This window comes from Paraburkholderia sp. BR10882 (genome assembly GCF_040948855.1).
In the GTDB taxonomy this organism is placed as follows: domain Bacteria; phylum Pseudomonadota; class Gammaproteobacteria; order Burkholderiales; family Burkholderiaceae; genus Paraburkholderia; species Paraburkholderia nodosa_A.
On sequence record NZ_JBFPKP010000025.1, the window covers coordinates 23,192 to 38,729 of the forward strand.

The window sequence follows — 15,538 nt, forward strand, 5'->3', positions numbered from 1 at the left end:
GCGGACATCAACAGTGAATATTCCGGGTTGCAATCTCGCCGCTGGAAAGCACAACTCCATGCCGCTCACACGCAGTTTCACGCGTCGCATCAATTTCCTGCAGCGTGCGTGCCGAATCCCATCCTAGCGCCTGTGCTGCAATCGCGGAGACTTCCAGCAACAATGCGTTCGTCAGATGCCCTGAGATCGCAATGGTCGTTCGGCGGAACACCAGATCCGCGAGATGCGTCACCATATCTTGCTCGCAAAGGTATCGGATTTCATGGGTCGTATACGCCGCCTCGCCCGTGAGCGAATGATCCGCGCGTCCGTCCTGCGCATGCGCGCAGTACGCGGCGACCGCCGCAGCCGCTGTGCCATAGCGGGCGAAAAGCGTCTCGGCCCGTGCGGCCGGAAGAGTGTCGCGTTGTGCGAGCGCGCCGATCCACGCGTCCCGTTTGCCTGCATCGTGCGGATAATCACGGCCGCCGCCGATCGGCTCGTGGCGCGTGCTGATCCTGCGTGAGCGTTCGAGGCGTCCGAGCACATCGTCGGCGACGGATTCCGCAAATCCGCGAAAGGTCGTCCATTTGCCGCCCACCAGCGACAGCACCGAGATCTGCGTACCCGGCAGGTGATCGACGTGCACCACATGATCGCGGCTCACATCGCCCGGATTCGCAGCGTCTGAATAAGGCAGTGGCCGCACGCCGCTATAGCGGAAGGCGATATCCGATTGCTTGAGATCCACACGGGGAAAGACTTCGCGCAAGACGCCGAGCATATAGGCGACCTCGTCGTCCTCGCAGCGCACGCCGTCCGGATCGTCGACCCGGATATCGGTCGAGCCGATGAGCAGCTTGTCCATAAACGGATAGATGAGCGAGATGCGACCGTCCTTCGAGCCGTAGTACACCATGCGGCCGCGCAGTTGCGCATGGAGCTCGGGATGGTCGACGATCAAATGCGACCCCTTCGCTCCGCCGATATATTTCCGCTCGATCCCGAGCGCAGCATTGACGCTGTCGATCCACGCGCCGCCCGCATTGACGACGATCGCGGGCTCCGTGGCAATGCGTTCTTGCGTCACGAGATCACGCAGCCATACGACGCCGCTCTCCACGTGATCGACACTCACGTAATTGGCTGCGGCAGCGTGCTCGCAGGCAGCGAGACCATCGGCGACGAGTTCGAAGTTCAGCCGTTCGGCTTGCGTCACTTTGGCGTCGTAATACGTGGCAGTCGCCTTGATCGCAGGATCGAGCAGCGGCAGGCTCTGCAGCGACTGCTTTCTGAGCGCGAAACGGTGCCGCGGCATCGTGCGGTCATGCCGGCCGAGAAAGTCGTACATCGCCAGACCGATCTTCGAGATGACCGCGCCCCGATCGGCGAGCTTTGCCTTCATGCCGAAGAAGCGGCGCGCGGACGCGATCATGCCGCCGAAGTACGAGTGAATCGGCAATACGGTTTCGAGCGGCCGCACAAAGTGCGGCGCGTTTTTCAGCAGCAGGTTGCGCTCCAGCGTGGATTCGGCCACGAGGCGAAACTCGCCGGTTTCGAGGTACTTCACGCCGCCATGGATGAGCCGCGACGGCGCGCTGCTCGCCCCCGAAGCGAAATCCGTCTTGTCGATCAGCAGGCAGTCGACGCCTTGCAATGAGAGGTCGCGAAAGAGGCCCGCGCCGTTGATGCCGCCACCGACAATCAACACGCTGACCTTCGGCCGCTGCCTCACGCGGTCGAGAAAGAATTTGCGGTTTCGTTCTGTCATCGTTGCGCTCCCCTTTCAGTGCGCGATGGCCGCATGATCGAGCGCGGGCCACAAAGGCTGCATGGCTGCCGTGAGCCGCGACCAGAGCGCATACGCCTCGTCGAGTTGGCCATGTCGTTGGGTGTCCGGAACGTACGTGTGCGCGACCCGGCACGCGCGCGCGGTCGCTTCGGAAAGCGAGGCGAAAACGCCCACGCTGACACCGGCGCAGAGCGCAGCGCCAAGCGCGCTGGCCTCCCGACTCTCGGGAATATCGATCGCGACGCCGAGGACATCGGCGAATAGCTGGGCAAGCAGGGGACTCGACGAGCCTCCGCCAGTCAGCCCGGCCCGACGCGCAGGAAACGCGCTCGTCAATGCTTCGACGTGCCAGCGGTGATTGAACACCATGCCTTCGAGCACGGCCCGCGCCAGATGCGCGCGACGATGCCACGAGCGTATGCCGAAGAACGACGCACTCGCCGGTTGCTCGAACGGCGAGCCGAACAGGAACGGATGAAACATGACCGAACTCGGCTCCGCGAAGGCCGCTTGCACTTCGTCGCCGATCAGGTCGAACAGCGAGCAGCCGCGCCGCGCGGCTTCCTGCGTTTCGTGCTGAAAGAGTTCGCGCAACGCCCAGTCGATGTTGCTCGATGAAGCAGGCGAGATGGACATGTTCATCCACTGGCCGGGGCGCGTGCCATTGCGGCATGACCAGCGCGGATCCCGTTGCGGTCGATCGGAGAGGATTTCGTTGATGCTGAACGTGCCCGCCGTAATCGAAACAACACCCGGCTCGATGTTGCCCATGCCGAGCGCGCTCGACGTGACATCGTGCAGCCCGCAGGCAACCGGCGTGCCTTCCTTCAGCCCGGTCTGCGCGGCGGCCCGCGCGGTGACCCGGCCGGCGGCCGCCGCCGAAGCGATGATCTGCGGCCGCGCATGACCGATCGACGTCAGGCCGTAGAGCGCCAGGACTTCGTCGCTGTAAGTCTGCGTATCGACATCGGTGAAGGACGAACTCGCTTCGGTCGGATCGGTGGCCGGCACGCCGGTCAGGCATAGACGCAGCCAGTCCTTGCAAAAGAGCACGTGGCCGATCTTCGCAAAGCGTTCCGGCTCGTTGAGCTGGATCCACTTCAGCAGGCTCACCGCGGCGTAGGGATAGGGCTGCTGTCCCGTCAGCGTCAGCGCTTTTTCGAGCACGCCTGCCTCACGCCAGCGCTCGGTTACCTCGAATGCGCGACTGTCGAGCGACAGGACACCCGGTCCGAGCGGCGCGCCGGCGCGGTTGACGAGATAGAGCCCGTCGCCGTGCCCGGTCACGCCCACGGCCGCAATCGAGTCCGGCGGAATCTCGTGCAACGCATCGCGGATGGCGCCGCAGGCCGCTGCCCAAACCTCTTGCATGTCCCGTTCGACGTGTCGCGCGCGCGGTTGGCGCTGCTCGACCCGCCGGCTTCCCACCGCGACGGTGCGTCCGGATGTGTCAAAGACGACGGCCTTGGTGGCGGTCGAACCGCTGTCGACGCCGAGTAAATAGCGCTCCATCGTGTCTCCATGCTGTTTTTTGATGCGTTGCACAACTTCCTCCGGGCCCCTTGAGCAGGCGAAGACCATCCAGGGTTATCGCGGATGGCAGCCGGCCAAAGGAATGCTTACCTTGAAGTCACTGAAATAAATTTCAACGCACGAAAAAAATATCACTTTTCGTGGGTGCATGGAGACAACATGACGAAAATCGCCGGAAAGCGTGACGCCGAGGACAGCCTTGCGATACGCGCGGCCTGGCTGCACTACGCAGCCGGGCAGACCCAGGCAGACGTCGCCTCCCGACTCGGCGTGAGCAGCGTCAAGGCGCACCGGTTGATCACGCGCGCCAATCAGAGCGGCGCGATCAAATTCACGATCGACGGCGATGTCGCCGAGTGCGTCGTGCTCGAAGCCGAACTGGCCCAGCGCTATGGCCTGAGCTATTGCGAAGTGGTGCCGGATCTGCACGAAGGCGACTTGCCGTTGCGTGCGTTGGGCGTCGCGGGGGCGTACTTCCTGCAACGCGAGATCGCGGCGCGCCAGGACGGCGTGATCGGCATCGGACACGGGCGCACGCTCGCCGCCGTGGTCGCGAACATCCCGCGCATGGACGCAGGCACGGTGCGTTTCGTGTCGCTGCTCGGCGGCGTGACGCGCAAGTACACCGCGAATCCGTACGACGTCATCCACAAGCTCGCCGACCAGACGGGCGCGGTGTCGTACGTGCTGCCGCTGCCGTTTTTCGCCAATACCGCGGAGGATCGCGAGGTGCTGCTCTCGCAGCGTGGCGTGCGCGAAGTATTCGATCTCGCGGCGCATGCGGATTTGATGGTCGTCGGCATCGGCTCGGTGGACGAGGACGCGCAGCTTGTCGCGTCGCAGATGATCGAGCCGGCCGAAATCGAGGAAGTGCGCAGCAAGGGCGGCAAGGGCGAACTGCTCGGCCATTTTTTCAGCGACGCCGGCGAATCCGTCGAAACGTCGCTGGCGGCGCGCACGGTCGCGCCTCCGTTGGCCGATCTGACGAGCCGGCGCATTGTGGCCATTGCCGGAGGCGCGTCGAAGATCGCGGCCATCCGCGCCGTCCTGAAGAGCGGACTCCTTAGCGGCTTGATCACCGACGAGGCCACGGCGCTGGCGCTGAATGGCGACCCTGTCGCGACGGAAGCGCCGTGATGGACAAGGTCATGGGCACAGTCACGGGCAACGCGGCACGAGATCTCCTCGTCGGCATCGACGCGGGCACCTCGGTCATCAAGGCCGTGGCCTTCGATTTGTCGGGACGGCAGATTGCCGTGGCCTCGCTGCCCAATCGCTACACGACCAGCGCCGATGGCGCGGCGACCCAGTCGCTGGCGCAAACCTGGGCCGATTGCGCGCAGACCTTGCGCGATCTCGGCGAGCAGGTCGAGGGCCTCGCGCAGCGCACGCAGGCGCTGGCGGTCACGGGCCAGGGCGATGGCACGTGGCTCGTCGGTGCGGACAATCAACCCGCAAGCGACGCCTGGCTGTGGCTCGATGCGCGCGCCGCGAACACGGTGCGCGCCTTGCAGGAAGGCCCCGCAAGTCGCGCGCGCTTCGAGGCGACCGGCACCGGGCTCGCCGCATGCAGCCAGGGCGCGCAGATCGCGCATATGGCCGCGACGATGCCGGACGTGCTGGCGCGCGCCGAAGTCGCGCTGCATTGCAAGGATTGGCTGTATCTCAATCTCACCGGTGTGCGCGCGACCGATCCGTCGGAGGCCAGCTTCACCTACGGCAACTTTCGCACGCGCCGCTACGACGATGCGGTCATCGACGCACTCCGCCTGAGCGCGCGGCGCGGCTTGCTGCCCGAGATTATCGACGGGACCGAACTCACGCATCCCCTCTCTGCGCAGGCCGCAGCCGAGACGGGCCTGCTGGCCGGTACGCCCGTGTCTCTCGGCTTCGTCGATATCGTGCTGACGGCGCTGGGCGCGGGCATCCACACCGAAGGCGCGGCGGGCGCGAGTTGCTCGATCGTCGGCTCGACGGGCATGCACATGCGGGCCATGCGCAACGAGAACGTGCATCTGAACGCGGAAGGCACGGGCTATGTCATCGCGTTGCCGTTGCCGGGCATGTCGGCGCAGGTGCAGTCGAACATGGCGGCCACGCTGAACGTCGACTGGGTGCTCAATCTCGCCTGCGATCTGCTCACGCAGTTCGGCACGAGCCTCTCGCGCAGCGACCGGATCAAATGCATCGACGGCTGGCTGCAGGAAGGGCGGCCGGGCTCGCTGCTGTATCACCCGTATATCTCGGATGCGGGCGAACGCGGGCCGTTTGTCGAGCCCAACGCGCGTGCGGACTTCATTGGACTGACGAGCGAAAGCCGCTATCCGGACCTGGTCCGCGCCGTGGTCGAAGGGCTCGGAATGGCCGCACGCGACTGCTACACGTCGATGGGCATACCCATGCCTGACGAGCTACGCCTGACCGGCGGAGCGACGCGTTCGCGCGCGTTGCGCGGCGTGCTCGGCGCCGTGGTCGGCGCGCCCACGCGGATCTCCACCCGCGAGGAAGCGGGCGCGGCCGGTGCGGCCATGATGGCTGCGGTTGCGCTCGGCGTGTACCCGAACATGAATGCGTGCATCGCCGAATGGGTGACGCCGCTGCTGGGACGGCCCGAGTCGCCCGATGCGGAATTGACCCGCTTGTACGCGCAACTTTTTCCCGCGTATCGCAAGGCACGCGAGGCGCTGGTGCCGACGTGGGCGGAAACGGCTCGATTGCTGAAATCCCGGCATCGGCCAGTTTCCGCAAGCCTCAACTAACGTCGAACATGGAACGTGAGATGAGCGAGAAGGACATGGTGGACCTGTGTGTCATCGGCGGCGGCATCAACGGCGCGGGTATCGCGCGCGATGCGGCGGGCCGCGGGCTGTCGGTAATGCTGTGCGAGAAGGACGATCTCGCGCAGGGCACGTCGTCGCGTTCCGGCAAGCTGGTTCATGGCGGCCTGCGTTATCTGGAGTACTACGAATTCCGGCTCGTGCGCGAGGCGCTGATCGAGCGCGAAGTGCTGCTCAACGCCGCGCCGCACATTATCTGGCCGCTGCGTTTCGTGCTGCCGCACAGTCCCGGCGATCGTCCCGCCTGGCTCGTGCGCACGGGCCTGTTCCTGTACGACCATCTTGGCGGCCGCAAGAAGCTGCCGGGCACGCGCTCGCTCGATCTGTGGCGTAACCCCGAAGGAGCGCCGATCAAGGACGAGTACCGCAAAGGCTTCGAGTATTCCGACTGCTGGGTCGATGACGCGCGCCTGGTGGTGCTCAACGCCGTCGATGCCGCCCGGCGCGGCACCGAAGTGCTCACGCGCACCGCGTTCGTTTCGGCGCGGCGCGAGGGCGGGACGTGGCGCGTGGAACTGCGCGACGCGCGCAACGGCGCGACGCGGGTGGTGAGCGCGCGGGCGCTGGTCAACGCGGCCGGACCCTGGGTGTCCGAAGTGATCGGGCGCGCGGGCGCGCAGTCGACGCGCAAGGTGCGGCTCGTCAAGGGTAGCCATCTCGTCACGCCGAAGTTCTGGGAAGGTCCGCATTCCTACCTCGTGCAGAACCACGACAAGCGCGTGATTTTCATCAACGCATACGAAGGCGACAAGGCGCTCATCGGGACGACCGACGTCGCCTGGGATGGCGCGCCGGAAACGGTGGCGATCACGAACGACGAGATCGACTATCTGCTCTCGGCGGTAAACCGCTATTTCAAGCATCCGTTGCGCAAGCAGGACATCGTGGAGACATTCTCGGGCGTGCGCCCGCTCTACGACGACGGCAAGGGCAATCCGTCGGCGGTCACGCGCGATTACGTGTTCGACCTCGACGTTAGCGGCGGTGCTCCGCTCCTGAACGTCTTCGGCGGCAAGATCACCACCTTCCGCAAGCTCGCCGAGCACGCGTTGCAAAAGCTGCAGCCGACCTTCCCGAAGATGGGCGCGGACTGGACCGCAGCCGCGACGCTGCCGGGTGGCGACATCGAAGGCGCCGACGTGCCGCGTTTCATGGCGAAACTTCAGGCGCAGTACGAATGGCTGCCGCGTGACCTGTTGCGCTATTACGTGCAGACGCACGGCACGCTGACGGCCCGGGTGATCAACGGCGCGACCTCGCTTGCCGGTCTGGGCCAGCAATTCGGGCCGAGCTTCTATGAGGCGGAGGCACGTTATTTGATGGCTAACGAATGGGCTGAGTCGGCCGACGACCTGCTCACGCGGCGCACCAAGCACGGCTTGCACATGAGCGCCGCGCAAAAGGCCGCCTTCGGCGTCTGGCTCGACGGCCTCGTCAGGAAATCCGCGTAGGCAGGCGGGCCCCAATCCCGAGGCAACCCATAGGACACGAGACGAACATGGCATTCACACTCGCACTGAACACGAATCCGCTGGTGAACCGCTTCGCGGAGCCGGCCGACCTGATCGATGCCATTGCGCACGACATGAAGATCCGTGACGTGCAGTTGACTCACGAGTTCATCAATCCGTCGTGGCCGGCAGCAACGACACGCAGGCTGACGCGCGAGATGCGGGCGGCGATGACGCGTACCGGCGTGCGCATCACGTCGGGCATGACGGGGCCATACGGGCGGCTGAATCACTTCGGTCATCCGGATGCCGATGTACGCCGCTATTACGTCGACTGGTTCAAGACCTTCGCGGATATCACCGCCGACCTGGGCGGCGATTCGATCGGCACGCAGTTCGCCATCTTCACCTACAAGGACTTCGACGACCGGGCGCGCCGCGACGCGCTGATTCAAACCGCGATCGATTGCTGGGCCGAAGTCGCCGAACATGCGAAGGCCGCGGGGCTGACATACGTGTTCTGGGAACCCATGTCGATCGGCCGCGAGTTCGGCGAGACCATCGCCGCGTGCATGGCGCTGCAGGACAAGCTGAGCGCCGCGAACATGGCGATTCCCATGTGGATGATGGCCGATATCGACCACGGCGACGTCACGAGCCCCAATCCCGACGACTTCGATCCGTATGCGTGGGCGCGCGCCGTGCCGCGGGTGTCGCCGATCATTCACATCAAGCAGTCGCTGATGGACAAGGGCGGTCATCGTCCTTTCACCGCCGAGTTCAACGCGCGCGGCCGCATTCAGCCCGAACCGCTGATCAAGGCGCTGCACGAAGGCGGTGGACGCGACAACGAGATCTGCCTCGAACTGTCGTTCAAGGAGCGCGAGCCGACCGATCGCCAGGTCGTCGAGCAGATCGCTGAATCCGTGGCGTTCTGGGCGCCGCATTTCGATTCCGGCGTTGCCGATCTGAATATCTGAGGAGATCCGACGATGCACGGCGCGAGGACACAGAAACTGATCAACGACGGCGACGCCGCCGTCGACGAGATGCTGGAAGGCATCATGGCTGCCCACGGCGATCTGCTCACGCGCAACGACAGTGCGCCGCGCGCGATCGTCGCGCGCAACGGGCCGCGCGCCGGCAAGGTGGCGCTCGTGATCGGCGGCGGATCGGGCCATGAGCCGACGTTTCTGGGCTTCGTCGGCAAGGGGCTGGCCGACGCGGCGGTGATCGGCAACGTCTTCGCGTCGCCGCCGCCGCAACCGGCCGTGGATGCCGCGCTCGCCGCGCATGGCGGCGCGGGCGTGCTGTTCATGTACGGCAACTACGCCGGCGACGTGATGAATTTTGACATGGCCACCGAGATGCTCGAACTCGAGGGCGTCGAGGCGCGCACGGTGCTGACGACCGACGACATCGCCTCGGCGCCGCGCGAGAAGCGCGCAACGCGCCGCGGCGTGGCGGGCAACGTGTTCATCTTCAAGGCGGCGGGCGCCGCTGCCGATCTGATGATGCCGCTCGACGAGGTGGAGCGCGTGGCGCGTCATGCCAACGCGCGCACCTACACATTGGGGGTGGCGCTCGCGCCGTGCTCGCTGCCGCAAACGCGGCGTCCGAACTTCGAGATCGCGGCCGGTGAAATGGAAATCGGCATGGGCATTCACGGCGAGCCGGGCATGCGCCGCGAGACGCTGCGCACGGCCGACGCCATCACCGACGAGATCATGGACGCGATCCTCGCCGAGATGGACGCGGCAAAGGGCGATCGCGTTGCCGTCCTGGTGAACTCGCTTGGTTCCACGCCGCTCATGGAACTGTACATCCTCAACCGCCGCGTGGCGCAGCGGCTCAAGGATGCGGGGCTGGTGGTGCATCGCACGCTGGTCGGGCCGCTTTGCACGTCGCTCGAAATGGCGGGGGCGTCGATCACTGTGATGCATCTCGACGACGAACTTCAGCGCCTCATCGATCACCCGTGCGAATGCGCGATGTTTCAGCAGAGGGCTGCATGACGCCCGCGCTGACGACCGCCGATCTGGCGCGCCTGTTCCGCGAACTCGCGGACGCCATCGCGAAGGCGCGCGACGAGCTGTGCCGGCTCGATGGCGCGATCGGCGACGCGGACCACGGTATCGCCATGGAGCAGGGCTTCACTGCCGCCTCGAAAGCGATCGAGGTGCTGCCGGCGGACGCCACGCTCGCGGATCAGTTGAACGCGGCGGCCAAGGGTTTCCTGAACGCGGTGGGCGCTTCGTCGGGACCGCTTTATGCCACCGCGTTCATGCGTGCGGCCAAGCTTGCCGGTGCGCGGCAGGCACTGCCACTGAACGAGGCGCCAGGCCTGATCGTAGCGATGGCAGAAGGCATCCGCTCGCGCGGCCGGGCCGAAGTCGGTGAAAAGACCATGGTCGACGCCTGGGCGCCCGCTGCGGAGGCGATCGAACACGGCATGGAGGAGGGCTTGCCGGTGCGCGAGATCATGACGCGCGCGGGCGAGGCGGCAACGGCGGGCGCCGAATCGACGATCGCGATGGTCGCGACCAAGGGTCGGTCGTCGCGTCTCGGTGAACGCAGCATCGGGCACATGGACCCGGGCGCGGCGTCGGCCGCGATGGTGGTGAATGTGATCGTAGAAAACTGGAGGAGACATGGCACGGATTGAATGGGCAGGCGGCCGGCAAAGCCGCGGTACCGACGCAACGGAGGTGAGCCAATGAGCGCCATTGCTCCATCGACGAAGGGTCACGGCGGGCACAAGGCTCGCCTTGTGATCGAAGTGGTATTGCTGGTGATCTTGCTGGTTGCGATGGCGATGAGCACGAAGGTCGTGAAGATCGGCTCCAGCGCGGACTCGCAGACCCAGGAATTCGAACCGGCCGCCTACGGCAAGAAGCAGTTTCCGAAAACTCAGGCCGCCATCGAAAAGCGCGCAGTCGATGCCGCCACGCTGGCCGCGGCCATCGCCAAGGATCAGGACGCGGCGGGCAAGCAGTACGGTGTGGCCGGCGGCGGCGTGGGGCCCGAGATGTCGGTGAAATTCACCGGTGTAGCGGGCAAGGAAGATGCGGGCGTGTACGAAGTGATGGTGCCGGGTTTGCCTGACTCGCTGGTCGTGCGCGTGCAAACAGGACCGGCAATCAACGGCACGGATCTGCGCGACGCCACCGGCGACATCAGCTTCGGCCAGTTCACCAATCAGATCGACTATCAGAACGCCGGCTACGCGATCAATGCGGAAATGAAGAAGAAGGTCCTATCGAAAATCGATACGACCAAACTGACCGGCAAGACCGTCTCGGTCGTCGGCGTATTCCAGCTGATCAATCCGAACGGCTGGCTCGTCACTCCTGTGAAGCTGGACGTCAAATGAGCACCGCGACCCCTATCACGACACCTGCCGCAACGAAGGACGGCGTCCTGCTGTCCGCGCGCAACATCGTCAAGTCTTACGGCGGCGTGCATGCCCTGAAGGGCGTGAATTTCGAGATCCATCGCGGCAAGGTCACGACGCTGTTCGGCGAGAACGGCGCAGGCAAGTCGACCCTGATGAAGATCCTGTCCGGCGTGGAAAAGCCCACGTCGGGTGAGATCGAACTTGACGGCGAGCGGGTCGCCTTCGCCTCGTCGAGCGATGCACGCGATCACGGCATTTCGATCATTCACCAGGAGTTGAGCCTCGCGCCCAATCTGAGCGTGCGCGACAACATCTTCATGGGCCGCGAGCTGCGCACGCCGACCGGCGTGGACTTCGCCGAAGAGGCGCGCCAGACGCAGGCACTGATGGTCGACCTCGAAGAAGAGATCGACCCGATGACGCTGGTCCACGACCTGCGCCTCGGCCAGCAGCAGGTGGTCGAGATCGCACGTGCGCTCTCGGTCGATTCGCGCATCCTCATCATGGACGAGCCGACTTCCGCGCTGAGTGCCTCCGAGGTCGAGGTGCTCTTCAAGGTGATTCGCGACCTGACGAGCCGCGGCGTGTCGATCGTGTACATCTCGCACCATCTCGAAGAGGCGCTGCAGGTCACGGACGACGCCGTGGTCCTGCGCGACGGCAGGATCACCGCCACGGCGCAGCGCAAGGACATCGACCTCGGCTGGATCGTGCGCAACATGGTCGGCGAGAATTTCGATCTTGGCTCGCCGCCGACGGGTTACGCGTTCGGCGACGTCGCGCTCGACATCGACGACATCAGCGTCGCCGACGAATCGGGCACGGGCACCTCGGTGGTCGATCATCTGTCGCTCGAGGTGCGCGCGGGCGAGATCGTCTGCATCTACGGCTTGATGGGTGCGGGCCGCACGGAACTGCTCGAAGCGGTGGCCGGCCGCACGCACCTGCCTGTCACGGGCGGCAAGGTGCTGCTCGAAGGCGAGGATATAGCGTCGCTGAGCATTGGCGAGCGCATCGCGAAGGGCCTCGTGCTGGTGCCGGAGGACCGGCAGCGCGATGGCCTCGTGCCGACCATGAGCGTGGGCTCGAACATGTCGCTCGCGAGCATCCGCTCCTTTGTGAAGGGGTTCCTGATGTCGGCTGGCGCCGAGCGCGAACTCGTGGGCGAATCGATCCGCAACGTGCACGTCAAGACATCGGGAGCGGGGGCGTCGATCCGCTCGCTCTCGGGCGGCAATCAGCAAAAGGTGGTGATCGGCAAGATGCTGGCGACCGGGCCGAAAGTCATCCTGCTCGACGAACCCAGCCGCGGCATCGACATCGGCGCGAAAGCGGAGGTGTTCCGCCTGCTCGCGGAGAACGCGAAGCAAGGTCTGGCCGTGGTCTATTCGACTTCGGAAGTCGGGGAGTGTCTGAGCGTCGCGCACCGCATCATCGTCATGCGGCGCGGCAAGATATCGGCCGAATTCGGACCGGATGCCAACAAGGACGACATCATGGCCGCCTCGGGCGAAGCCGTGGTTGTCTGATCGAAGCAATGCCAGGAGACATTCAACATGAACCATGCCGCCAAAACACCGAGATCCAGTCGCTTCGGCGGAGAAGGGCTTGACTTCGGCAAGATCCTGCTCGAAGGACGTGCGTTTTTCGCGCTGATCGCCATCGTCATTATCTTTTCCTTTCTGTCACCAAATTATTTCGCACTAGAAAACTTCCTGACGATGGCCTCGCACGTGGCCATTTACGGGATCCTTGCGATCGGCATGCTGCTCGTGATCATCAACGGAGGGATCGACCTCTCGGTCGGTTCCACGCTCGGACTCTCCGGTGTCGTCGCGGGATTCTTCATGCAGGGCGTGACGCTGAATATGCTCGGCGTCGTGGTGTATCCGCCGGTCTGGGTGGTGGTCGTGCTGTGCTGCGCGCTCGGCGCGCTCATCGGCCTCGTCAACGGGGTTCTCATCGCGCGCTTCCGGGTGCCGGCCTTCGTCGCCACGCTCGGCGTCATGTATGTCGTGCGCGGGTTCGCACTGCTGAAGACCAACGGGCTCACCTACAACAACCTCGGTGGACAGGCAGACCTGGGCAATACCGGTTTCGACTGGCTTGGTTTCGACCGGCTGTTCAACGTGCCGGTGGGCGTGCTGATTCTGGTGGCGATCGCAGTGCTCTGCAGCATCATGCTCAATCGCTCGGCATTCGGCCGCTGGCTCTACGCCTCGGGCGGCAATGCCCGCGCGGCGGAACTCTCCGGCGTGCCGGTAAAGCACGTGCAGATCAGCGTGTACATGCTCTCGGGCATCTGCGCGGCGATCGCCGGTCTGATTCTCTCCTCGCAGCTCACCTCCGCCGGTCCGACGGCGGGCACGAGCTACGAGCTGACGGCCATCGCGGCCGTGGTGATCGGAGGCGCGTCGCTGATGGGCGGCACCGGCAATATCCGCGGCACGCTGCTCGGCGCATTCGTGATCGGCTTTCTGTCCGACGGTCTCGTGATCATCGGCATTTCATCTTACTGGCAAACCGTATTCACCGGCGCGGTCATCGTCCTCGCGGTGTTGCTGAACGCCATTCAATATCGCCGCCGTGTCAAGCGTCCCGCGCCGACCGGTGGACAACTGGCTTCTTCGCAAGGCGGCAAGGCCTGAGCCATACGGCCGGCAAGCGAGAAGTGAATTGACGCTTTTCACCATCATCCACTGAGGAGGAGACAACTCATGACCTTCAAGACAAAGACCACGATCCTTGCGGCCCTGGCCCTGGCCGCACCCTTGTTCGCCGGACAGGCTCAAGCCGCCGGCCTCATCAGCATCATCGTCAACGATCCTGCGAACCCGTACTGGCTGGCCGAAGGCAACATCGCTTCTGCCGAAGCCAAAAAGCTCGGCTACACCGCGAATGTTTCCGCGTCGAAGGGCGACACGAATACCGAGAGTCAGCAGATCGACACCGCCATCACCAACAAGTCGGTCGCGATCATTCTCGACCCGGCCAACGCGAGCGGTTCGGTTGGCGCCGTGAAGAAGGCGATCGCCGCGAAGATTCCGGTGTTCCTCGTCAATGCGGAAATCAATCAGCCGGGCCTCGCCAAGGCGCAGCTGGTGTCGAACAACGCTCAAGGCGCCGCCCTGGGCGCCCAGCAATGGGTCAAGGACGTCGGCTCGAAAGACAACTACGTCGAACTGCTCGGCGCGCCGTCCGACAACAACGCCGCGACGCGCTCGAACGGCTACAAATCGGTGCTGAGTCAGTATCCGGATCTGAAGATGGTGGGCTCGCAAGTGGCCAACTGGGATCGCACACAAGGTTTCAACGCCACGCAGAGCCTGATGCAGGCGCATCCGGACGTTATCGGTGTCATCAGCGGCAACGACGAAATGGCGCTCGGCGCGATCGCCGCGCTCAAGCAGGCAGGCAAGCTCAAGAGCGTGAAGGTCGGCGGCTTCGACGGTTCGCCCGCAGCAGTCGACGCGGTCAAGGCCGGCGAGTTGCAATACACCGTGCTGCAGCCGGTCGCCGAGTTCTCGGCCAAAGCGGTGCAGGAAGCAGACCAGTACCTGAAAACCGGCAAGACGGGCGCATCGAGCGAGAAGCAGCTGTTCGATTGCGTGCTGATCACCAAGGCGAACGCGTCGAAGTACACCGCGCCGTTCGTGCTGTCGAAGTGAGTTGACTGGCGTATTGATCACTGTGCCGGACTGGCGGGTCGAGCCGCTCCCGCCGGTTCCGGCGCGACATGCGCTGTGAGACGTGAGCGCATAGACGCAACAAGGTAACCATGACTGATTCCCTCTTTTGGGTCGGCACGAGCTGGAAGATGAACAAGACGCTGGCGGAAGCGATCGCTTTTGCCGAGCGCATGTTTGCCAGCCCCGACGACCCGCGAATTCAGTGCTTCGTGATTCCGCCTTTCACCGCGATTCGGGAAGTCAAATCCATTCTTGCGGAGACCGACATCAAGGTCGGCGCGCAAAACATGCACTGGGCCGAGCACGGCGCCTGGACCGGTGAGATAGCGCCGCCGATGCTGGTCGATTGCGGCATGGACCTCGTCGAACTCGGTCATTCCGAACGGCGCGAGCATTTCGGCGAAACTGACGACACCGTTGGCCTCAAGGTCGAGGCGGCCGTGCGCCATGGGCTGACGCCGTTGATCTGTGTTGGCGAGACGCTCGCCGACAAGCAAAGCGGCCGCGCTGCAGAAGTGCTGGCTGGCGAGGTCCGCGCTGCGCTGGCAAGACTCAGTACGGAACAGCGCGCAGCGCCGATTCTGCTCGCGTACGAGCCGGTGTGGGCCATTGGCGAACGTGGTGTTCCCGCCAGCCCCGAGTACGCCGATGCGCGACAGGCGGGAATCATTCAGGTCGCGCAGGCGATTCTCGGCCGCCGCATCCCGTGCCTGTACGGCGGCTCGGTCAACCCCGACAACTGCGCGGAGCTCACCGCCTGCCCGAATATCGACGGGCTCTTCATCGGCCGTTCGGCGTGGGATGTGAGCGGGTATCTGGACATATTGAAGCGCGTCGGGGCAGTGCTCTGACCTCGATGC

General features: G+C 64.7%; 13 protein-coding genes. 11 read left to right on the forward strand and 2 right to left on the reverse strand.

The features are described from left to right. Positions 1–7: 7 nt before the first annotated feature. Complete coding sequence (locus tag AB3X99_RS36125) at positions 8–1,750, reverse strand: glycerol-3-phosphate dehydrogenase/oxidase (RefSeq protein ID WP_368619652.1); 1,743 nt, start codon at positions 1,748–1,750, stop codon at positions 8–10. 15 nt (positions 1,751–1,765) lie between these two features. After that, the gene (locus AB3X99_RS36130; protein ID WP_368619653.1) at positions 1,766–3,283 is read right to left on the reverse strand and encodes an FGGY-family carbohydrate kinase; all 1,518 of its coding nucleotides are present in this window, start codon (positions 3,281–3,283) and stop codon (positions 1,766–1,768) included. A gap of 180 nt (positions 3,284–3,463) precedes the next feature. Between AB3X99_RS36130 and AB3X99_RS36135 the strand changes: the two genes are divergently transcribed. From AB3X99_RS36135 to AB3X99_RS36185, 11 genes are all read left to right on the forward strand, one after another. Continuing rightward, positions 3,464–4,441, forward strand: coding sequence for a sugar-binding transcriptional regulator (locus tag AB3X99_RS36135; protein ID WP_069267203.1), 978 nt, complete (start codon positions 3,464–3,466; stop codon positions 4,439–4,441). Further along, on the forward strand, positions 4,441–6,063 hold the full coding sequence (locus AB3X99_RS36140; RefSeq protein ID WP_368619654.1) for an FGGY-family carbohydrate kinase: 1,623 nt from the start codon (positions 4,441–4,443) through the stop codon (positions 6,061–6,063). The genes AB3X99_RS36135 and AB3X99_RS36140 overlap by 1 nt, the downstream gene beginning before the upstream one ends. A gap of 20 nt (positions 6,064–6,083) precedes the next feature. Beyond that, positions 6,084–7,592 carry a glycerol-3-phosphate dehydrogenase gene (locus AB3X99_RS36145; RefSeq protein ID WP_368619655.1) on the forward strand — a complete coding sequence of 503 codons (1,509 nt, stop codon included), beginning with the start codon at positions 6,084–6,086 and terminating at the stop codon, positions 7,590–7,592. Positions 7,593–7,639: 47 nt separating this feature from the next. Next, positions 7,640–8,572: a sugar phosphate isomerase/epimerase family protein gene (locus AB3X99_RS36150; protein WP_368619656.1), complete on the forward strand. Its 933-nt coding sequence runs from the start codon at positions 7,640–7,642 to the stop codon at positions 8,570–8,572. A gap of 12 nt (positions 8,573–8,584) precedes the next feature. Next, positions 8,585–9,607: a dihydroxyacetone kinase subunit DhaK gene (locus AB3X99_RS36155; RefSeq protein WP_368619657.1), complete on the forward strand. Its 1,023-nt coding sequence runs from the start codon at positions 8,585–8,587 to the stop codon at positions 9,605–9,607. Next, positions 9,604–10,257: a dihydroxyacetone kinase subunit DhaL gene (gene dhaL, locus AB3X99_RS36160; RefSeq protein WP_368619658.1), complete on the forward strand. Its 654-nt coding sequence runs from the start codon at positions 9,604–9,606 to the stop codon at positions 10,255–10,257. The genes AB3X99_RS36155 and dhaL overlap by 4 nt, the downstream gene beginning before the upstream one ends. A 51-nt stretch (positions 10,258–10,308) precedes the next feature. After that, on the forward strand, positions 10,309–10,965 hold the full coding sequence (locus AB3X99_RS36165) for a DUF2291 family protein (protein WP_368619659.1): 657 nt from the start codon (positions 10,309–10,311) through the stop codon (positions 10,963–10,965). Continuing rightward, the gene (locus AB3X99_RS36170) at positions 10,962–12,518 is read left to right on the forward strand and encodes a sugar ABC transporter ATP-binding protein (RefSeq protein ID WP_368619660.1); all 1,557 of its coding nucleotides are present in this window, start codon (positions 10,962–10,964) and stop codon (positions 12,516–12,518) included. Before AB3X99_RS36165 ends, AB3X99_RS36170 begins: the two co-directional genes overlap by 4 nt. A 27-nt stretch (positions 12,519–12,545) precedes the next feature. After that, positions 12,546–13,637, forward strand: a complete 1,092-nt coding sequence (locus tag AB3X99_RS36175; protein ID WP_368619661.1) for an ABC transporter permease — start codon at positions 12,546–12,548, stop codon at positions 13,635–13,637. A 69-nt stretch (positions 13,638–13,706) separates the two neighbouring features. Further along, positions 13,707–14,657: a D-ribose ABC transporter substrate-binding protein gene (locus AB3X99_RS36180; protein WP_069267210.1), complete on the forward strand. Its 951-nt coding sequence runs from the start codon at positions 13,707–13,709 to the stop codon at positions 14,655–14,657. A 110-nt stretch (positions 14,658–14,767) separates the two neighbouring features. Then, positions 14,768–15,529, forward strand: a complete 762-nt coding sequence (locus AB3X99_RS36185) for a triose-phosphate isomerase (RefSeq protein WP_368619662.1) — start codon at positions 14,768–14,770, stop codon at positions 15,527–15,529. Positions 15,530–15,538 lie beyond the last annotated feature (9 nt).